This is a genomic window from Aquimarina sp. AWH4_224 (assembly GCF_056160245.1).
In genome coordinates this window covers 127,001-148,508 of record NZ_JBSWWU010000002.1, presented here as the reverse complement: position 1 = coordinate 148,508, position 21,508 = coordinate 127,001, and the positions used below count along the sequence as shown (strand labels likewise).

General features: G+C 35.9%; 21 protein-coding genes. 18 read left to right on the top strand and 3 right to left on the bottom strand.

Going from position 1 to position 21,508, the window contains the following annotated elements; translation table 11 throughout:
• Nucleotides 1-2 precede the first annotated feature (2 nt).
• Complete coding sequence (locus tag ACXAGJ_RS04115) at nt 3-980, bottom strand: sensor histidine kinase (RefSeq protein ID WP_474837389.1); 978 nt, start codon at nt 978-980, stop codon at nt 3-5.
• 222 nt (nt 981-1,202) lie between these two features.
• On the opposite strand from ACXAGJ_RS04115, the gene ACXAGJ_RS04110 reads away from it, so the two are divergent.
• The 4 genes from ACXAGJ_RS04110 (at nt 1,203) to ACXAGJ_RS04095 (ending at nt 7,053) form a co-directional block, all read left to right on the top strand.
• Complete coding sequence (locus ACXAGJ_RS04110) at nt 1,203-2,063, top strand: ABC transporter ATP-binding protein (protein WP_474837387.1); 861 nt, start codon at nt 1,203-1,205, stop codon at nt 2,061-2,063.
• Between the two features lie 12 nt (nt 2,064-2,075).
• On the top strand, nt 2,076-3,623 hold the full coding sequence (locus ACXAGJ_RS04105; RefSeq protein WP_474837385.1) for a hypothetical protein: 1,548 nt from the start codon (nt 2,076-2,078) through the stop codon (nt 3,621-3,623).
• A 90-nt stretch (nt 3,624-3,713) separates the two neighbouring features.
• Entirely contained in the window at nt 3,714-6,566 is a 2,853-nt protein-coding gene (locus tag ACXAGJ_RS04100; RefSeq protein WP_474837383.1) for a VPS10 domain-containing protein, read from the top strand.
• A 136-nt stretch (nt 6,567-6,702) separates the two neighbouring features.
• Nucleotides 6,703-7,053 carry a helix-turn-helix domain-containing protein gene (locus tag ACXAGJ_RS04095; RefSeq protein ID WP_474837381.1) on the top strand — a complete coding sequence of 117 codons (351 nt, stop codon included), beginning with the start codon at nt 6,703-6,705 and terminating at the stop codon, nt 7,051-7,053.
• 59 nt (nt 7,054-7,112) lie between these two features.
• Here ACXAGJ_RS04095 and ACXAGJ_RS04090 read toward each other — a convergent pair whose 3' ends face one another.
• Both ACXAGJ_RS04090 and ACXAGJ_RS04085 read right to left on the bottom strand, forming a co-directional pair.
• Complete coding sequence (locus tag ACXAGJ_RS04090) at nt 7,113-7,319, bottom strand: class I lanthipeptide (RefSeq protein ID WP_073316087.1); 207 nt, start codon at nt 7,317-7,319, stop codon at nt 7,113-7,115.
• Nucleotides 7,320-7,421: 102 nt separating this feature from the next.
• Complete coding sequence (locus tag ACXAGJ_RS04085) at nt 7,422-9,158, bottom strand: helix-turn-helix domain-containing protein (RefSeq protein WP_474837379.1); 1,737 nt, start codon at nt 9,156-9,158, stop codon at nt 7,422-7,424.
• Nucleotides 9,159-9,364: 206 nt separating this feature from the next.
• Here ACXAGJ_RS04085 and ACXAGJ_RS04080 point away from each other — a divergent pair, with 206 nt between their 5' ends.
• From ACXAGJ_RS04080 to ACXAGJ_RS04015, 14 genes are all read left to right on the top strand, one after another.
• Entirely contained in the window at nt 9,365-10,387 is a 1,023-nt protein-coding gene (locus ACXAGJ_RS04080; RefSeq protein WP_474837377.1) for a helix-turn-helix domain-containing protein, read from the top strand.
• A gap of 81 nt (nt 10,388-10,468) precedes the next feature.
• Entirely contained in the window at nt 10,469-12,022 is a 1,554-nt protein-coding gene (locus tag ACXAGJ_RS04075) for a fibronectin type III domain-containing protein (RefSeq protein WP_474837375.1), read from the top strand.
• A 141-nt stretch (nt 12,023-12,163) separates the two neighbouring features.
• Nucleotides 12,164-13,486, top strand: coding sequence for a tetratricopeptide repeat protein (locus tag ACXAGJ_RS04070; RefSeq protein ID WP_474837373.1), 1,323 nt, complete (start codon nt 12,164-12,166; stop codon nt 13,484-13,486).
• A 122-nt stretch (nt 13,487-13,608) separates the two neighbouring features.
• Nucleotides 13,609-14,634 carry a Kelch repeat-containing protein gene (locus tag ACXAGJ_RS04065; protein ID WP_474837371.1) on the top strand — a complete coding sequence of 342 codons (1,026 nt, stop codon included), beginning with the start codon at nt 13,609-13,611 and terminating at the stop codon, nt 14,632-14,634.
• A 16-nt stretch (nt 14,635-14,650) separates the two neighbouring features.
• The gene (locus ACXAGJ_RS04060; protein WP_474837369.1) at nt 14,651-15,181 is read left to right on the top strand and encodes a M23 family metallopeptidase; all 531 of its coding nucleotides are present in this window, start codon (nt 14,651-14,653) and stop codon (nt 15,179-15,181) included.
• 36 nt (nt 15,182-15,217) lie between these two features.
• Nucleotides 15,218-15,829, top strand: a complete 612-nt coding sequence (locus tag ACXAGJ_RS04055) for an SIMPL domain-containing protein (protein WP_474837367.1) — start codon at nt 15,218-15,220, stop codon at nt 15,827-15,829.
• A gap of 12 nt (nt 15,830-15,841) precedes the next feature.
• Entirely contained in the window at nt 15,842-16,477 is a 636-nt protein-coding gene (locus ACXAGJ_RS04050; protein ID WP_474837365.1) for a hypothetical protein, read from the top strand.
• A 111-nt stretch (nt 16,478-16,588) separates the two neighbouring features.
• Nucleotides 16,589-17,185, top strand: coding sequence for a hypothetical protein (locus ACXAGJ_RS04045; RefSeq protein ID WP_474837363.1), 597 nt, complete (start codon nt 16,589-16,591; stop codon nt 17,183-17,185).
• 195 nt (nt 17,186-17,380) lie between these two features.
• The gene (locus ACXAGJ_RS04040) at nt 17,381-17,965 is read left to right on the top strand and encodes a hypothetical protein (RefSeq protein WP_474837361.1); all 585 of its coding nucleotides are present in this window, start codon (nt 17,381-17,383) and stop codon (nt 17,963-17,965) included.
• A 43-nt stretch (nt 17,966-18,008) separates the two neighbouring features.
• Entirely contained in the window at nt 18,009-18,401 is a 393-nt protein-coding gene (locus ACXAGJ_RS04035) for a zinc-ribbon domain-containing protein (protein ID WP_474837359.1), read from the top strand.
• Nucleotides 18,402-18,413: 12 nt separating this feature from the next.
• A complete protein-coding gene (locus tag ACXAGJ_RS04030; RefSeq protein WP_474837357.1) occupies nt 18,414-19,115 on the top strand; it encodes a hypothetical protein in 702 nt (233 codons plus the stop codon).
• A 60-nt stretch (nt 19,116-19,175) separates the two neighbouring features.
• Complete coding sequence (locus ACXAGJ_RS04025) at nt 19,176-19,571, top strand: DUF2721 domain-containing protein (protein WP_073316099.1); 396 nt, start codon at nt 19,176-19,178, stop codon at nt 19,569-19,571.
• Nucleotides 19,572-19,616: 45 nt separating this feature from the next.
• Nucleotides 19,617-21,068 (top strand): sensor histidine kinase, encoded by a 1,452-nt coding sequence (locus ACXAGJ_RS04020; RefSeq protein WP_474837355.1) that lies wholly within the window; start codon nt 19,617-19,619, stop codon nt 21,066-21,068.
• An 18-nt stretch (nt 21,069-21,086) separates the two neighbouring features.
• The gene (locus tag ACXAGJ_RS04015; RefSeq protein WP_474837353.1) at nt 21,087-21,497 is read left to right on the top strand and encodes a response regulator; all 411 of its coding nucleotides are present in this window, start codon (nt 21,087-21,089) and stop codon (nt 21,495-21,497) included.
• Nucleotides 21,498-21,508 lie beyond the last annotated feature (11 nt).

The following is a 21,508-nucleotide window of genomic DNA, read 5'->3' as shown; positions in this document are numbered from 1 at the left end:
GATCAAAACTGTAAAGTTAATTGCACGTCAAAAACTTCTTTATTGGTAGTAATTTCTAGCTGATGTTTGTCAGCATAAATCAAATCTAACCGTTTTTTGGCATTTTGTAAACCAATGCCACTTTTTCCTGTTTCCAAATTTTCTTTATTCGCAAGATTATCGGTGTACGTATTACTGCATGTAAACTTCATTTCGGTTTCTGAAACCGATAAAGTAATATGAACATTGCTTTCAGAATTTGTGGAAGCATCCAAATGCTTAAAAGCATTTTCTACAAACACGATCAAAAGCATAGGGGCAACTTGCTTAGAAAAAACATCACCACTTCTATCAAACTGAATTTTTGTACTACTTTCTAATCTTATTTTCTCTAAAGAAATGTAGTTTTCCAGATACTGTATTTCCTTTTCTAGAGGAACAAAAGTTTCTTGTGTGTCATAAAGACTATAGCGCAAAAGATCAGATAGTGTGAGCATCAAACCTGGTAATTTTTCAGATTTTACTACAGATAATCCGTACAGGTTGTTTAAGGTATTGAATAAAAAATGAGGATTAAGCTGAGCTTTAAGTAACTTTAGTTCCGCATCTTTTTCTTGTTGTCTTCTATAAAAGCTATCTCTTGCAAGTTTGATTGTCGAAGAGAAAGACAATGCCAAAATCATAACCCCTACAAAATTAAGCCACATCTTCCATTCAAACTCTTGATCGTTAACAATTCCCATAATGTAAACAAGAATGGTGTTCCATATCATGAGATGTACAAAAAATAAAGCAATACATTTCTTTAGGTTTTTTTGTAGATACGGAAGAATATAAAGATTGTTGATATATACCGGAGGTGACAATAGTACCACTACAAACAATGCCGCTAACCATCTATTATCCGCTTGTATAGTAGCTAATAGAATAATAAAGAGCAGTAACCAAATAAAAAGGTTCTGCACAATTTTGTTATCGATCCAGGAATCTAGTTTTGACATGTAGACGAAATAAAACCTAAAAATAAGAGATGGTATTCAAAAACGTACTTTTTAATGACAAAAGACTTCTTTTTGGGTTCAACTCATACGATTTTCATGATAAGAGGGTAATAAAAAGGTTCATCATTTTTGTCAATACACTTGTCATTATTTATTGAATTTATGTAGGCCAACGTAGATTTTTGGCAACAGAATATTCTTTAACCGTAAAAGCAAATAAAGATGAAGCTAGAAATCAATAATGTCTCAAAACGATATACCAGAAAAAAATATGGAATACAGAATTTTTCATTAACAGTAGAAAAAGGAATTTTGGGTCTATTAGGACCCAATGGTGCTGGAAAATCTACATTGATGAAAATGATCGCTACCGTAAACAAGCCTACCGAAGGAATCATTCTGCTGAATAAAAATAATATTGTAAAGGATGCCAACTATATGCGGGGACAATTAGGTTTTTTACCCCAGGATTTTGGAGTCTACCCTAACTTGAATGCTTTTGAGTTTTTACAATACATAGCAGCTATCAAAGGAGTTGGGGGAAGTGGGCTGAAAGACAGAATCGAAAAGCTGTTAGAAGGACTGAACTTAATCGATGCGGCATCAAAACCAATAGGTAGTTATTCTGGAGGGATGAAACAACGAGTAGGAATCGCACAGACACTGCTCAATAATCCCAAAATCATCATTTTTGATGAACCCACTGTAGGTTTGGATCCCGAAGAACGGGTTCGATTTAGAAATCTTATTTCAGACTTAGCGAGTCAGAGTATTGTAATATTATCTTCTCATATCGTATCAGATATTGATATGATTGCCGATACGGTTGCCATCATGAAAAATGGAACTTTGATCACCCAAGGAAATAGACAGGATATTATAGATCATGTAGAAGGCAAAGTATTCGAAATCAAAATTGAAGATGAAGCTGTATCAGAATTTAAGAATCGGGTAACCACATTAAGTACTGCACGCTATAAGGGCAAGACTACTATTCGGTATATCTCAGATAAACTAATGAGCAATGCAAGACCTCAAAAAGCAACTCTAGAAGATGCTTATTTATACCTAACCAAAAACTAATCCTTTGTACTCATGAGATCCTTTTTGACCATTATAAAGTTAGATTATCTAACACGTATCCGAAGTTATTCTTTCTTAATTACACTTTGTGCAACTTTGGCTATTTCATACACCTTTGTTCCAGAACCCAATGCCAGTTATTCTACCATTAGGATAGGGGATTATGTTGGCAACTATAATTCGGCATGGTTTGGATATGTAACCGCGATGATGAGTAGTGTGTTTTTGTCTTTGATTGGCTTTTATTTGGTAAACAATAGTATCCAAAAGGACATCAAAACTAAAGTAGGTCAAATTCTTGCCACTACAAGAATTAAAAACTTCAGTTATTTATTGTCTAGAGTCTTTAGCAATTTTTTGGTGCTAATTACCATCGTATGCATCACTTTTTTGATGAGTATTCTTCTTTTTGTTTTATACAACGATGGGTTTGATTTTGAGATCTTGCAGTTTGTTAAACCTTATGTAATTATTGCACTACCAGCTATTTTTTGGATTTCGGTGTTGGCAGTATTGTTTGAGGTGATAATAGGCAGATATACTGTGATTCAAAATATACTCTTTTTTGTACTCTTTTCTTTTTTGTTGCTGTTTTCATCTCAAGACAAAATGAAATATAATTTAGATGTTTTTGGAAACAAAATAGTGATGAATGCCATGGAAGAAAGTGTTCATAAGCTCTTGCCTGCTCATAAGACGTCTAAGATGACCATTGGATATGTTTTGGGGAATACTACCAAAGCAAAGAAATTTAACTTTGAAGGAATTGATTTCCCTTCTTCTTTTATCGCGAGTCGTTTGGGATGGGTTTTTTTCGGAGTTCTTCTCATTGCTATAACTACCCCTTTCTTTCATAGATTCAATACCAAAGAAAGAACATCATCCACAAAAACAAAGCAACATATCGTATCGAGTTTTGGATCTAGGGAGGTTATCCTATCTCAATTGCCAAAGCCTCAAATAGATCAAAGTATACTGCCATTGATTAAAACAGAACTATTTTTATTAATACGAAAAGGAAATAAGTGGCTGTGGATGGTCAATGCAATAGGCATGATCTTATTGGCGTTTTTAAATATTGATGTTGCCCATCAAATAGTGTTACCCATTTTATGGTTTTTGCAGGTACACAGGTTGTCAGATCTTACTACAAAAGAACTGGAAAATGATGTGTTTTACTTTACATTTTCAGCATTTAGACCTTTGCGTAGAATTTTGATTTCGCAGATAATCGCAGGAGTGATATTAATGATAGGTTTGGCATTTCCTCTACTGTTTCTTTATGGATGTCTTCTGGATATTAATGGGTTGATGTCTATTTTGTTGGGTGCTATTTTTATCGTATTTCTAGCCATGTTTTTAGGAATTTTTACGCAAAGCAAGAAGTTGTTCGAGGTATTGTTTTTCTTCATTACTTATGCGAATATCAACAAGATTCCGGTTTTTGATTATTTCGGTGGGATTTCTCCAGATACAACTCAAATTCTATACGTATCTGCTTTAATCTTAGGTTTAGGTACTATGAGTTTTCTCAAAAGAAGAAGTGACCTCAGAAAGTAAAGACATATTTGTGAAGTAGTTAAACAATAACTAAAAATTTTGAGATTGTTTTAACAATATCTACTTTCAGGCCACTAAATGATGGTCAAAATGAAAACACAAACACTCACCTTAGCTTACTTTATTTTTTCTTGTTCTCTTTTTGCACAACAACCAGTAACCAGTGCTGAAGATATGATCAGCGGATTGTCGCAGAAAAAGGAAATGGAAGCTACCTCTATAGTCAAAAATGTTCCTTTTACAAACATTGGCCCTTCTGTAATGAGCGGAAGAGTAGTAGATGTAGATGTTAATCCAGAAAACACTTCAGAATTTTATGTGGCTTATGCCTCTGGGGGATTATGGTATACTGCAAATAATGGTACCACTTTTACTCCGGTGATGGACGGTGCAGAGACGATTAACATTGGTGATATTGCCATAGATTGGAAAAACGGAACAATCTGGGTAGGAACCGGAGAAAACAATGCATCGCGATCTTCGTATGCAGGAATAGGAATTTTGAAATCTACAGATAAAGGAAAGACTTGGAAAAATGTAGGTTTGTCAGATTCTCACCATATAGGTCGGATTGTGATTAATCCAAATAATCCTGAGGAAGTAGTCATTGGGATAACGGGCCATTTGTACTCTACAAATCAAGAACGAGGAATTTATAAAACCACCGATGGGGGTGCGACATGGAAACAAACCCTATTTATCAATGATCAAACGGGAATCATTGATGTAGAGTATGCCCCTAATAGCTTTAATACGATGTATGCCACTGCTTGGGATAAAGACAGGAAGGCATGGAATTTTAGAGGAAACGGAACAGGATCCGGTATTTATAAAAGTACGGATGCTGGGGAAACCTGGAACAAAATCTCATTAGAAAATAGTGGGTTTCCTACTGGCGATGGAGTGGGAAGAATTGGGGTTGCCGTTTTTGATGAAAATACGGTCTATGTGGTACATGACAATCAGTTTAGAAGAAAGAAAAATCAAACAAAAAGCAAGACAGAGAGGTTAACCAAAGAAGATTTCAAAACAATGTCTAAAGACGATTTTTTGAAAATCGATAACAAAAAATTGAATATTTTCCTGAAAACCAATGGATTTCAGGAAAAATACAGAGCAGATAATGTAAAGCAAATGGTACGAAGCGGTAACGCTCAGCCCAAAGACTTGGCCAAATATCTGGAAGACGCAAATTCGATGTTGTTTGACACCCCAGTAGTTGGTGCCGAAGTATATCGAAGTGATGACGGTGGGAAATCATGGAAAAAAACACATACTGATTATCTGGATGATATTTACTTTAGTTATGGATATTACTTCGGACAAATTCAAGTAAACCCAAAAAACAAAGAGCATATTTATATTAGTGGTGTTCCCATTCTGAAATCAAAAGATGGAGGTAAAACATTTTCTAGTATACAAGGAAAAAACGTACATGCCGATCATCACGCTTTATGGATTGACCCTAACAATCCTAATCACCTAATTAATGGTAATGATGGTGGGATTAATATCTCCTATGATGATGGTAAACATTGGATCAAGGCTAATCAGCCCAATGTAGGACAATTTTATGCTATTAATATCGATCACGAAACACCGTATAATGTGTACGGAGGTCTTCAGGATAATGGCGTTTGGGTAGGTCCTAATGATGCCGAAGAAAGTTCAGAATGGCACCAAAGCGGTCATTATAATTGGGAGAGTATTTTAGGAGGAGATGGGATGCAGGTACAGATCGATAAGAGAGATGCCAATATTGTATACACCGGTTTTCAATTCGGTAATTATTTTAGATTAGATCGAGCTAATCAACAACAAACCTATATCCAACCAAAGCACGAACTTGGAGAGTCTCCGTATCGCTTTAATTGGCAAACACCAATTCTACTTTCTTCTCATAATCAGGATATTTTATATCTGGGAGGGAATAAATTAATGAGATCCATGAATCAGGGAGATGATTGGACAGCGATTTCAGGAGATTTAACGCAAGGAGGCAAAAAAGGGAATATAGCGTATGGCACCATTACCACCATTTCAGAATCTCCATTTCAGTTTGGATTGATTTATACAGGTAGTGATGATGGATTGATTCAAGTTACCAAAAATTCTGGAGGAAATTGGAGCAATGTATCTAGTTCACTCCCAAAAGATCTTTGGGTATCGAGAGTGGTAGCCTCTGCTCACAAAAAAGAACGGGTATATGTAACCTTAAACGGATATAGAAACGATGATTTTACACCTTACGTATTTGTAAGTGAAAACTATGGAGCTACCTGGCAAAATATAGGACAAAAAATCCCATTATCTTCTGTAAATGTTATTCAGGAAGATCCTAAAAATGAGAATGTACTGTATCTGGGTACAGACAACGGAGCTTACGTTTCTCTGGATAGAGGTAAATCATGGCAAGTATTCTCAAAAGGATTACCCAATGTAGCCATTCACGATTTAGTAATTCAACCGGAGGAAAGTGATTTGTTGCTAGGAACCCATGGAAGAAGTATCTACAAAACGGATATTGGTGCGTTACAAGCATTCAATGATGAAGTAAAAAATAAATCATTACACATTTTTGATATTCAAGACATCACCTGGTCAGAACAATGGGGTGTTTCCTGGAGCAAGTGGCTGGAGGCTAGACAACCCTCAGCGACGATTGAGTTTTATACCGCACAAGGAGCCAATGTATCTGTACAAATAATGACTCTAGAAGGTAGTGTATTACAAGAGTTTTCAGCTAAGGCAGAAAAAGGATTTAATCAAGTCGAATACGATGTTACGATGACAGAAAAGGGTAAAGGCTTACTAGAAAAAGAATTTCCTGACGAAGAAGTGGCAAAGAGAAAAAATGGAGCTTACTATTTACCGGTAGGAAAGTATTATGCTCAAATTTCTATAGGAAAAGAGACAGAAAAGAAGATTTTTGAAATCAAATAATGATGGACTGCGTTTTGTGATGAAACGTTTGTCATAGTTTTTGGAACAATGTTTATATACAACAATTAGCGATCACAATACTTTTACGAAGTAATGGAATTCTTATGGAATAAGAATATCGAAAAGTTGTAATCGTATGTATATAGAAAACCCTCATTTTGAAAATTTTGTTCGGCTTATAAAAACCGAAAAAATACATTTGGACCCTTTGTTGAACTTGGATGTGGTAGCAGAAAAGCTGGAGATAAGCGCAAATTATTTGTCACAAATTATCAATAAAAATACAGGCAGAACATTTTGTGACATCATAGGTAAGCTTAGAGTAGAAGAAATAAAAAAGATGCTCGATAACACACAATATGATAAGTATACTTTATTATCTATTGGTCTGGAAGCTGGTTTTAACTCTAAATCCGTGTTTTACCGTACTTTCAAAAAGCACACCAGGATGACACCTACAGAATACAAAGAAAAATTCGTTTCGTAAAAAATATAAAACCCTTCAATATCATATTGAAGGGTTTTTAAAACATCAAGAAGTCTAATTTAAAATCCAATTACTGTAGGAGATGTACAATCAGCACGACGTGTTTCACATCTGTCAGCCATAGAATTAAAGATAATATCATCTCCTCCTTTACAATTAGGTTCCCTACTTTTTTTCCCTCCTTTGAGATTATACATATTGCTCTCGCTTAACTTAGCAACACTAAGTTTTTTCAATTCCAGTTTTTTGCCCTTTACTTTTTTCATCTGTCCTTAGTTTATTAAATGTTTTCCGGTTTTAAAAATAGGGTAAAAAAAGTAAAAAGACTCAAAATGAGGAGATTATTAGTCGAAATTCACGGAATTTCGTTAATGTTCTTGCGTATCTAACTCATGTAATTTCTTAATAAAGTACGAAGTTTTGATGCCGGTGGTCTTTTTGAAGGCCGAAGAAAAAGACTCAGCGGTATTAAATCCCATTTCTTCTGCAATACCCTGAATCGTATAGTTTTTTAACACCTTATCGGTTTTTAATCGATCTACAGCATAGGCAATTCTAAGATCATTGATATAGTTGGCAAAGTTCTTTTCTTTATAATGATTAATAATTTTAGAAAGGTATTTGGTATTGGTCTTGTTGTCTTTTGCCAAAGAAGTAATACTGATGTTTTTTTTCAGGAAAAGCTGCTTTTTTTCAAAGGCTTCGAGTTTTTTCAAAATATCTAAAACAATCTCTTCAGGTACACCAATATCGGCTTTTGTGGTTTTTTCTACAGTAGATGAGCTATTGTTTTTTGTAATGAGCTGCTCAAATTTTGATTGATACTCTTTTTTCTTTTTGTAGAGTTTGTAAAAGAAAATCGTTACGATTAAGGTAACTATTGCAAGAAAGACAACTAGAAGATATAGGTTTTTGTTGGTGCCTTTTAGCTCATCAATAAGCTTCTCTTTCTCTTTTAATAATATAGGAGTATCAAACTCCTTAAAAAGTCGTGAAGATACAAATGAAGCCTCGCTATTGGTAATACTATCAAAAGAAATGAGTTTATTGATGTAATCCAATTGCATTTCTTTTTGATTTTTATCTTTAAAAAATTGAATTAAGAATTCGTAACTCTCTCTTACTTCGAGTGGTGCTTTTTTCTCTTTTTGAAAAACAGAATCCACAACCAAGAATTGTTTTTTTGCTTCGTTAAGATCCTTCTGTATACGTTTCAATTTACCCAAGTAAAATGAACCCAAAATATAGAATTTTTTGTTTTCTGCATTTTGTTGATCTAGCATACTAATCCCTTCGAGAATACTTTTTTCTGAGGTTTTGTAGTTCCTTTTAAAGAAATCAGTAATACCCTTATTGATCATTATTTTACCATAAAACCTATGATAATGATATTCGGAGTTTTGAAGTTTTTCAAGTGCTTTTTCGTTGGTTATCGATGCAGAATCTAACTTATTATTGTATCGATAAGATTCTGCCAGTGCAATAGAAGATTTTAAATATCGGGTAGTATCAATATTTTTTCTTGTGCTATTACGGATAAAATTTTCTCTGAATAAAGGTAGTGCCTCATCATGCTTTCCAATCTCCGTTTTTATACGAGCAATATTATGTCTGGTAATATATAGGTATTCTTGATTTTGTACCTGTTCTGCAATAGGTAGTATTTTTAAATAGTTGTCAAGAGCAGCAACAATATCCCCTTTTTTCAAGAAATACCCTCCCTTGAAAGAGTAGGCTTCAATAGGATAGGTTTTATCTCCAGAACCAGCACTCAATAGTATCGAACGATCTAATAACTTTAATTTTTCTGATTCTTCTTTGGCATAATAAGAAAGCAAGCAATAGGCCTTAGCCATCTCTATCTTATTGTTTTCGCTAACGGCTTTTTTCAGATGGCTGTTTAGGTAAATCGTCGAGGTTAAAGTATCTGGCCAGGTTTTGATATACGTACGGTATAATTCTTTGTAATCTAACCCTTTTAAAGAATCAGGAATCTCAAATTCTTTTTCCTGAGCAATAAGAGACTGAATGCTCAAAAATAAGAAAGCTAATATGACCTTAGGACAAAAGGAAATAACAAGAGAGTATACTTCTTTTATTTTCAAAAGCAACAGGGAATTTAATAGGTTTACGCGCTTTAAAGATACTATTTTATGTAGTGAGATAAAAACAAAGTAAAAATCACAAAAGTAGCTAATAATCAATGGTTTAGAGTTGTTTTTAAACTTCGAAATTCTCGGAATTTCGAGAGATATAGTTTGTTTTACAGCATATTCTGAAGGTATATTTGATCAGGACAAAAAACAAAAAAATGGACATTCAGAAGCGATCTTGTCACACAAGTTCTTTGAACCCAATTCGAAAAAGACAAAGAACTGATCTTATAAAAAAAGAGGAATATCGTCAATCTTTTAGATCTCCTTCAACTCATTATTTAGAAGAAGTATTTACTGGATTTGATCGTAATTATCTACAAAAAGCACCGCTGCAAACTATCTCGGTATTAAGTTATTTTGCTACTTCCCTGTTCGATAAAAATAGTGTTCATGATGTGTTATGGGATATTGTAGAAAACTGTATAGCCCACTTACATCTCGAGGACTGTGTGATCTATATGCTTGATAAAGACAAAGAGTATCTTATTCAGAAAGCGGCCTATGGCAATAAGAACAATGGTGAAAAGAAGATCGTTAGCCCTATCAAAATTAAGGTTGGAGAGGGTATCGTTGGTCATGTTGCAAAAACTGGAGCATATCAAAGAATAGAAGACTTATCCACTCACTCTTCGTATATAGTAGATGATGCCAGAAGGAAGTCAGAGTTAGCCGTTCCTATTTATATTGGAGGCATGGTAATGGGGGTATTGGATTCTGAACATTCCAAAGAAGACTTTTTTAAAGAAAATCATGTGTTTTTGTTTCGATTAATTGCCAAACTTACAGAGCAAAAACTAAAACAAATTTGCAATAATAGTAGTACCTGCAATATCACCGATGACAATGTATATTTCAAAGAACTCGAATTATTGATGAGAGAATCCAAAATATATAGGGACCCTAATTTGGGGCTTACCAGTGTGGCGCATCAACTTAAGATTAGCAGTAATTATTTATCCCAATTGGTCAATAAATTAACAGGAAAAAACTTTGCCGATTATATCAATAGCTTCAGAGTAGAAGATGCCAAATTGAAACTCACTAATATGGATTTTACAAATTATACTATAGTTGGTATTGGTTTGGAGTCTGGTTTCAATTCGAAATCTACTTTTTATAGTGCCTTCAAGAAAATGGTAGGCATCTCTCCTAGTATTTATCGTAAAACGGCCGCCTGAAAGTGTCCAGATTCTTTGAAATTCAAACTTTCTGGATAGTGATTCTTAGCTACCGGAGTACTTTTCGAGAAAACAAACAAGATGAACAAAGTATATTTTGCAATCCTTTTGATATCGTTAGCGATATCAGGATGCTCAGATGACGACGATGAGGTACTACAAATTGAAAATCAAAATCCCGGCGATTTTACGGTTACAGTAACAGAAACAACAAATTCCAGTAGTTTGTTAACCTGGGATCCAGCTATTGATCCAAACGGAGATACAGTTACCTATTCGGTATTTTTGAATGGAAATGAGATTCAATCACAATTAGAAGCGACACAATTCTTGCTAGACAATCTTACCGAGCAAACCATGTACACAGGAATGATAGTGGCCAGTGATGGAAACAATGGTTCTTCTGAAAGCGAGTTTAATTTTACCACTTTAGGATCATCAAACGAAGTGATGGTGGCCTGGCAAAAATCATTGGGAGGAAGCTTTGATGATGAGGCCTATGCCATCTTACAAACTACGGATATGGGATATATTGTGGCTGGAGTAACCGAATCTGAAGATGGGGATGTAACTGAGAACAATGGAGGAAAAGACGGCTGGATCGTGAAATTGGATGCCGAAGGAAATATACAATGGGAAACAAGCTTAGGAGGAACTGCAAACGAAACCATTCATGATATTCAACAAACCGCAGATGGAGGTTACATTGTAGGAGCATTTTCAACCTCAAGCGACGGTGATGTGGTTGGAAACAACGGAATGCGTGATTTTTGGATTGTAAAACTAGATGCTTCAGGAAACATCGTTTGGAGAACTGGAGCAGGTGGAGGAGAAGACGATATTTTGGAAGCGATCATAGAAACTTCAGACGGTGCAATTGTGGCCGTAGGGTTTACGAGCTCCGACACGTTTGATGTATCAGGACAATCTGATGCCTGGGTCGTAAAACTAGATGAGAACGGTGAGTTGTTATGGGAAACCAATCTGGGCGATGCGCAACGAGATGTAGCAATGTCAGTAGTAGAAACCGCTGATCTTGGATATGCTTTTACGGGATCTACAGAGACAGTGGCAGACAAGAGGGATGTGTGGGTCGTAAAACTAGATCAGGATGGTCTTGTTGAATGGGATAGAAAATACGGAGGATCAGAGAATGATACCGCCAATTCTATACAACAAACACCAGATGGAGGGTATATCATTGGAGGTGCATCACAGTCTGAAAATGGAAATGTTTTGGAGAATAAAGGAGGATCTGATGCTTTTATCATAAAAACTGATGAAGTAGGAAATATTGTTTGGACAAAATCATACGGCGGTTCAAACTCAGATTGGATTACGGATATAAAACAAACCAATAATGGAGGATACATTGCCATAGGAAGCTCGAGTTCTGATGATTTTGATGTAGAAAACAACAATGGAGCCGCAGATTTCTGGATTTTGCGATTGCAAGCCAATGGAGATATGGTATGGCAGCAAAACCTGGGAGGACAGGGAGACGATTATGCATTTTCCATTCAAGAGACAAGTGACGGAGGTTTTATAGCGGCCGGAACGTGGTATACGAATATTATGGGTAATGGAGAAGGTACTACAGGAGATTTTAACTACTGGATTATTAAGTTAGAATAATATTTTACCCCTATTCCTATAATTTTGCGTAATGATGAGGTTTTTTGTCCGTATGCTTTTCATTACTCGCGGGTCCTCATTTGCTAACCTAAACGAAAGTAATGAGGATCCTTTTTTTATCAAACATACACATCACAAAATATGAACTCTTTCTATGTATTAATGATTAGTTTTTTATCGATCACATTCTGTTTTTGGGATTATGATACTATCGAAATGGAAAGACAGCAGTTTCCTAGTGTGATAGAATTAATCTCTGGGAACTTTCTACGGCACTCGCCAGAATTTTATGATTGGAGAATACAGGATCGAGAAGAAAAATTAAAAAAACATCCTGATTCCCTTGACCTATACGACGATCTGGCTGTAGCCTATTCCAAAACAGGGGATGACAACAAAGCCATCCAGATCATCCTGAAAAAAGACAGCATTTCTCCCCAAAATTATAAGACCTATGCAAACCTGGGAACTTTTTATATTCACAATGGACAATTAGAAAAAGGTATCGAATACATTGATAAAGCGATACAGATCAATCCCAATGCACATTTTGGGAGAGAGATTTATCAGAAATACCTGGCTACATATGTAATAAGTAAGATGAAAGATGGAAAGGTTCCTTTGCCCTTATCCACAACATTTAGAAAGTGTTTGCCCTGCCCACCTCGAGGAGAACAGGATAATTTTCATTCTTTTTTATTACAGATCTATCGCAAAAAACAAGATGAGCAATCCTCATCGATAAAGAAGTTACCCGATGAAGAAATAAAACGTGCGGTAAAAGGGATTATGGGAATGATGAGGTTTGGAAACCACGACTCTCCTATTCTTCTTGAAGCACTTGCGGATCTACTAGCAGGTTCTGGTTGGGCAGAAGGAGCTAGGCAATTGGCAGCTAGAGCTTATCTCAAGGCATCGTACCATCCTAGTGTTTCTGAAGTAAAATATCTTTATGACAAAAAAGTAGGGTATTTGCTCTACCATCAATTTACGGATCGAAAAGGAAAACGGTTTACATTGGAAGATCTCGAGAAATCACTAAAAAATGAGATCGACAAAGGAACATCGTTTTACCAAAATATCAGAAACGATGAGATACGATGGATACAAAATGGACAAGATCCTGATGTTGAATTTGCCAAAAAATATTATCGAGAGCCTATTCTGGATAAAACCATTCAGAAAACTTCAGTAAAAGGCTATGAGATCGAAAAGACATATAAAGGCATTGTTGATTATCGACCAGAAAACACCTCTGACAGAGTGTTTATAGAAATGCCCAATAATTCATCGGGAAGACCAATAGATACTTCCCAAGTAAAAGAGAAAAAAGTCGTTGATCAAGCATCATCAAATCCAGATGGAGATGATAGAAATACGATCATCTATAAAATACTATTCCCTTGCTTCGGGATATTGTTTGTGCTTTTAGTTTTGATATACAAAAGAAAAACCAAGTCATAGATACTTTCTTTTTGAACAGAATACCCATACAAAGTATCCGAATTTTTTGAAATTCAAACTTTTCGGATACCCAAAGTAGCCACCCTGATTAGTTTAGCATTAAAATTCTAAAAACCAGGATTATGGATGCTAAATATAGGATACCTTTTGTATGTAACATGCTGTTATTGCTAGTAGTGATTGGCGGATGCGAGATGAACGAGGAGCTTACTGTCGATGAGATTAACCAGACTACTTCAGAGAAAATGGCACCTGCAGGAGCAATTAGTTTTTCGGATATAGTAGTGAACGAAGCGACACCTTATGGAGGGAGAGCGGCACACGCTTCCGTAGTTTTTGATCATAAAATGTGGGTAGTTGCAGGTATTCAAAATCAGCAATATTATAATGATGTATGGTGTAGCAAGAACGGAAAGACATGGGAGCAGATCAGTGAGACGTCTAAATTTACAGAACGTTTCGGTCATGCGATGACGGTAGGTCATAAGAGAATGTGGCTAGTAGGAGGTACACAAGGGACTAACTTTTTTAATGATGTTTGGCATAGTGAAAATGGAAAAGAATGGGAACAAGCCATAGAAAATGGACCTTTTACCGCACGAAGACATCACTCCTTTACCAACCTAAATGGTAGAATGTTCTTAATAGGTGGTTTGACCACTGGAGCCAATGCTTTGGCAGATGTTTGGGTAACAAGTGATGGTGTGAATTGGAATTTGGCCACTAATTTCGCACCATTTGGAAGAAGATATGGGCATCAAACGGTAGTTTTCAGGAGTACTATCTGGGTGATAGGAGGAATTGATCAAAACGGGAACTATCTCAATGATGTGTGGTATTCTGCAAATGGATTTCAATGGAATCTAGCTACACCAAATGCACAGTTTGATCCAAGAAGGAATCATGCGGTTACTGTCAATGAAAAAGGCATGTGGTTAACTGCTGGGATAGGTCCAAATCATGATTATTTTGACGACATCTGGTTTAGTGAAGATGGGATTGCGTGGGAGTTTGTACACGTTAAAAAGAATTTCGAACCTCGTGGCTATCATACTTCTGTATTTTTTGATGATAGACTATGGGTAATTAATGGTTTTAGCCTGGAGGGACCCGCAACTTATTTTCAAGATGTTTGGGGATATCAATAAGACAATACACGCAGTTATGAAATGGGTGGGGTTTGTAATCTTGGTTTTGATAGGGGTCTCATGCTCCGATGATGATCAGTTGTTGGATCCTAGTCCTCCGGTACTTTCGGTAACTCCTGTAGCATTTGATCAGATTACTTCGTTTATAGCTTTTGGAGATGTGCTAACTCCAACTCAGCTCAACCCAGCTATCGAGTACTTTTCTGATCAGGCAGATGCCCAGATAAGATCAGCTTCAAGCGGAGTTGTGGTGGATATTAGAATGAATACAAATGTTGATGATGTTGAGGTATGGATGCGACCTATATCAGATTCTAAATGGCTTATTATTTATGATCATATTATTGATCCCGAAGTTAGTATTGGAGATCAGGTAAATGTAGGACAACCTTTAGGAAGTATAGGTGTTGGTGGTAGAACAGAACTTCAAATTAATGACGATCAAAATATAGCACATTGTCCTTTAGCATTCGGAACATCTGATTTTGTGCAAGAACATATCGATTTTTCCGAAGAATGGTGTATTGCAGAAACAGTAGTGCCGTAGATCAAACAGCAAAAGAAAAATTTAAAACAAAAAACTATGAAATCTATTAAAATGACAATATTGGTCCTTATTTTATGTCAAAGCTTAGTGCAAGCACAAGAGACGAATTCGATTACAGTAATTGGAGAGACCGATACCAAAAGTGAAATCGAGAGGTATATTGTAAATGTCGAGTTTAGTGAAGTTATAGGAGATACCTATAGAAATATTAAAGCAAAAACAGCAAATGAAATAGTCAAGGAGTTTGCCGCAGCATTAAGTAAAGTAAATATTGATTTTAGTCGTTTTGAAGAGGATGAAACATATCGCATGTCTTATGGTTATTTCTCCTCCAGGCTTTATTTTTATAAGACTACTTCCAAAGAAGAAGTAGAGCGAATCTTAACTCAAAGAATGGAAGGGGCTACTAATATAAAGGTCGACATTATTGCTAAAGAATTGACCCATGAACAAATTGGGAAATTGAATAAGGAGGCGGTCGATAACGCCAGAAATACGGCCACTCAAATTGCTAATAACATAGGAAGAACGGTAGGGAAAATTATTCAAATTGAAACTCCGCAAAGTAACAAACACAAATATTACAGCGCCGCAGAGGCAAAGGTACCTTCAAAATATTATGTAAAAGTGGTGTTCGCTCTAGAATAAAAACCCAAAAAAATGAAATTACTTCAGTTTAAGTTGTCTTGTCTTGTGATATGCCTCATAGGGGTAGTAGATTGTAGTGACCATAAGAAAGAAGACGCAATAGAATCTTCTCCTACGGTACAGAAAGAATCCGTTCAACTTCAAAATCAAGATACCTTCAAATTGGGATATACCTATTGGTGGCCCCAATCAGGTCCTTTTTTAGGGTATTGTGGAGAACCCTATAGTTTGGTGTTTTTGGGTACGGTGGTAGCACTTCAGAAAGAGCGGATTAAGGAGCATTATGTGGCACAAAAAGGAATGATTAAAGTAGATAGTGTTCTTTTTTCAAAAACACTTCAGAAAAATAGTTATCAGAATCAAAAGCTGATAAGTACAGATGCCTTTTACCAGGCAAATATTGAAGAAGGAGATCACATATTGGTGTGTTGTTATGCCTACGAAGGTAATTATGTACACCCCGGTGGTAAGTCGATATTAAAAATAGAAGGAATACATGATCCCAAAGTAAAATCACTGATAATATATATACAATCTGGTCAGGACCCGCGGTCCATTAAGGGTGATATCAACCTATGGGAAGAAGCACAATTGGGGTATGATCTCAGGCAAATTATCAGCTGTAAAGAAGAGATGGATTCTTATTAGAAACGAATAGTATCCAAAGTGTCCGAATTTTTTGACTATCAACTATTTCGGACGTTTGCGGGGAGTTCACCACTTAAGTTTGCTACAAGATTTTTAAATAACATTAAAATTATGAAAGCGATGAAAAATGTAATTAAGTATGCGGCAATAATGGTACTATCTGTATTTATCTTCTCATGTGAAGGGGAAGACGGTGCTATTGGCCCACAAGGCGAACCAGGAATACAAGGGGAACAAGGCCCTCAGGGACAACAAGGAGAACAGGGTGAGCAAGGCGAACAAGGCGAAACGGGAACGGCAAATGTGATTTACTCAGAGTGGATTGCAAGAAGTTATGAAAATACAGGAGATTTGGCAACTGATACCAATGAGCAAATTTTGGCCACCCTTGGCATAGGCGATTTTGATCTTGCTCAAGATGTATTACTGGTATATGGTAGACGTGGAGTGAATATTCTGACTTCAGAAGTAAATGCATTGCCTTATATTTTTGTTGCCGACAATGAATATTATGGCTTTGAGGTAGCTAATTTTCTCACGGGTTCAACGATTAGAATTCGAGTGACAACCTTAGATGGTAGCGCTAGTACATTTACTTATTTTGATGATTTTAGATATGTCATCATCCCAGGTGGTGTTGCCAGATCTTCTATAGATTATAGTGCAATGTCTTACGAAGAAATTGTAAAGCTTTTTAACGTCAAATAATTAGCCTAACCCCTTTGATTTAAGAAATTCCCCGGGATATCATCTCGGGGTTTTTGTTTTACAATAAATATGGAAGAATGGCAAAAACACATAAGCGTCCGGATTTTTTGACTATCAAACATTTCGGACATTGAAAACTGCAGCTGTACATAAGTTTGCTACATGATGTTACAAACTTTAAAAATAGTAAATGCAATGAAAAATGTAATTAAGTACACAGCCATCCTTTTTGTATCGGTATTGATTTTCTCTTGCGAGGGAGAAGATGGCGCTGTAGGGCCACAAGGTGAACAAGGAATACAAGGAGAACAAGGACCACAGGGTGATCAAGGAGAACAGGGAGAAACCGGAACCGCAAATGTGATTTATTCAGATTGGATTCCAAATGGGTTTGCCACGGGAGGAGGTCTCAATCAAAAGATTTTCACTTTGGCGAGCCAACAAGAAATTACTGATATGGGTGTAAACCTAGACACTAGTGTGGTTATGGTATATGCCAGAGGAGAAGGTGTGTTAGCTGCAATAGGGTTAGAAGTAGTGCCTTTGCCTTATGAAAACCGATCAGAGAATCAATTATATACATATAGTTTAAATGATGGTCGAATAAGAGCTTTGGGCGTTGTGATTGGTGGTGGAGATAATGATTTCGATTTTTTTGAAGACTATCGATATGTGATTATCCCTGGAGGACAGGTGGCAGGACAAGCGGGAGCAAAATCAGCAATAGATTATAAGAGTATGTCTTATAAAGAAGTTGCAGCACTTTTTGATATTAAATAAATGAATTGGTTTTAAGATTCCCCGCATGTAAAAACAGTGAACTTTGGAGACAAAGTTTGCTGTTTGGGGTTATGAAAAACAAAAGAGAAATAAGCGCATTATGATCATCTACGGTAGCAAAGCAGTTTATATATCCTCAAAACAGTCTACAACTTCTATTTGTCCAAGTTGCGGAACCCAAGGGTCATTAAAATTATTCGTGTTCAGAAGGCATGTTCACATATTTTGGATTCCTATGTTTCCGATTGGTAAAAAAGGAATGTCACAGTGTCAACATTGCAAAAATGTTCTGCACACCAAAGAGATGCCAGTGTCCGTAAGAAAGGAGTATGATGTTTTGAAAAATAAAGCCAAAGGTCCAATTTGGCAATTTACAGGGTTAGGGATGCTTATAGTTATGATAATTTGGGCATTCATCTCTACTCATAATTTTTAAATCAAGGAACAAATGAAAAGAATAGCATATAGTTTACTGTTCGTACTACTACAGTTTTCTTGTGGTAGTGATGATGATTCATCAAATGAATTAAGAGTTACCTATGATCAAAGTGTGATCGAAAATACATTCCGCCAAGAAGGGCAGACCAATCCCCCAACAGTAAATTGGATGGGAGACACAGGTACCTTTTCGGCCACAACTCTAACCTCTCCCGAAGACGATGATCTGATAGGAAGAGTGATTTTTATAGATAAAACAACAGGAGTTATTACCTGGGATAATAGAGTTCCGTTGGGAGAAAAAGAAATTGTTATCACTGCTGTAAATACTGTGGAGACAGCGACTACGAGAATTACATTCAGAAACACGTTTAAGAGTGGTTTTTTTATAGGGGGATTCAATACCGATACATCAGATGAGCCTGATTTTTCAGCAATAATTAACGATACTCAATTGGTATTGTCTGAAGGTGGAAATGCAGAATTAATTGCCACAGACGGATCGGATTTTGAAGGTGTTGGAACCTGGACCGCCGATGGTTCTATAGTAACAGTTAATTTTTCTACCAATGAAACTCCTCCAAAAGAAATTGTGATGGTAGGATACATGTATGCCTCTGATGGAGGATTTAGTGGTCGATGGGGAACCGGATTGAATCAAGACAATACTGTGGAAAACGTGATGGGAATATTTGGCTTTGAGAATGACTGATATGTTTTTGAGTGATCTCTAGTGAATTTGAAGTACCTTAGTGTCAAAAATCATCTGGTTATGACACTAAACATGAGCATCCCGGCACTTTTGTTTCCTGCAATATCCTTAACTATGCTGGCATATAATGCAAGGTATTTGGCCATAGCTGCACTGATAAGACAATTGCATAGTGAGTATTTAAGTACGCAATCCAAAAATACAGTCTTGCAAATTAAGAACTTAAGAAAACGGCTTTGGTTAATTAGAAACATGCAGGCGATAGCTATTATTAGTTTTCTAACAAGTGTAATCACCATGTTTTTGCTGTATGTAGAAAAAAATGAGTGGGCCAATGTTGTATTTAGTATGAGCTTACTTTGTTTGATGATTTCACTTTTTTTGTCCTTTGTAGAGGTTCAAATTTCCACCAAAGCCTTGTCAATCCGATTGGATCGAATAGAAGAAAATAAGTAAGAAATCGTTATCTTGTAAGTACTAATTGCTATCAAGAATTTCTTAATGCTTCAAAATGAACTTTTTAACAATGTTATTCAAGACCTTAATGCGGGGTATTGGGAGTTATATGTAGATCCCGATCGTGAAATTTGGTCAGAAAAGTTCTATACAAACATTGGTTTTCAAAGAGCCGAAGTAGAAGAGAATGTCGATTATTTCCTTAGCCATTTAATTCATAAAGAAGATATCGATCTCTTTCGAGATAACTTTCTCAATTATAGAAAAAATAGCATAGATTTTAAGCAGCATATTAAGATTATAACCAAAGACGGAAGTTATAAGTTGTTTAGATGTGCTACGAATGAAGAACTACCTGTAAATATCAAATCCGAGGTGCTACTGATTTTCTTCATTGAAATAAAACTGGAACCTGAACAGGATATTTCGAAAGATAATTTCTACTACAAAGAAACGGCCCAGATGACCGCCACAGGGAGTTGGTATGTAGATTTTCATAATAGAAAGAGCTATTGGGATTTTGAAACAAGACGTATACTAGAATATCCCGATGATTATATTCCTTCTTTAAAAGATTCTGCCAGTTATTATACCGAAGATTGTAGACAACAAGCTGCAGATCTGTTCTTTAATTGTGCGATGGCGGGAACACCTTTTAATACCGAAATTAAGATGGTCACAGCCAATGGCCGTATTTTTTGGGTAAAGGCAATTGGCAAACCTGTTTATAATGAGAGTAAAGAAATTATTGGTATTCGAGGGGTTTTTCAGGATATCGATGAGGTAAAGAGTAAAGAATTGAGATTGGAGCGATCTTTGGAGATTATTGCTTCACAAAATTCTAGGCTTTTTAATTTTGCCCATATCGTATCCCATAATTTAAGATCCCACACCAGTAATTTGTCATTACTCGTTCAATTGATTGAGGATGTAGAAAATCCGGACGAGAAAATAGAATTGATTAATGAAATCAAGGAAATTTCCTCTAGTCTAAATAGTACCATAGAACACCTTAATGAGATTGTTGCAATCCATACCAACAAAGACCAGGAAAAGAAAATAGTTAAGTTTCAGGATGCGTTAAACATTGTGACCAATGGCATTGGTCAAATGATCTCTTTAAGCAATACTCAGATTATTACCGATTTTACCAGACTCAATGAGATAAGCTATATACCTGCTTACCTTGAGAGCATATTGTTAAATCTAATAACAAATGCCATAAAGTATAAACACCTTGACCGAGATCCTATTATTGCCATAAAAGCATATGAAGAAGAGGGTTCGAAATATTTAAAAGTATCAGATAATGGTAGAGGTATCGATATGAAACTTTTCAAGGATAAAATATTCGGGATGTACAAAACCTTTCATTACAATAAGGATGCTGTTGGTATAGGCTTGTTCTTAACCAAAAATCAAATAGAATCGTTAAATGGAAGTATATCTGTAGAAAGCGAAGTAGATAAAGGAACTACATTTTTGATCGAATTTTAAAACTAACACCCCATTACTATGAGCCAAATAGGATTAGCTTGTATTATAGATGACGATAACATGTACGTTAATCTGGTAAAACGGATTGTCGAAGCTAAAAAGCTGTGTAAGAATCTTATGATATTTCAAAACGGGATGGAAGCTCTGGAGTATTTTGAAGCTTTGCTCAACAATCTCGAGAAGAAGTGTATTCCTGAAATTATTTTCCTGGATCTCAATATGCCAATTATGGACGGATGGGAATTCCTGGATAATTTTACTCAGATAGAAAACAAATTAGGAAAAACCATTACTTTATACATTGTGAGCTCATCTATAAATCCTGTGGATATTGAAAGAGCCAAACAATCGAATACGGTGAAAGATTATTTGATCAAACCGGTAACAATACATGATCTTGAAGCTATTTTTTTGAATCCGGCATCATAAAAAAAGGCCTC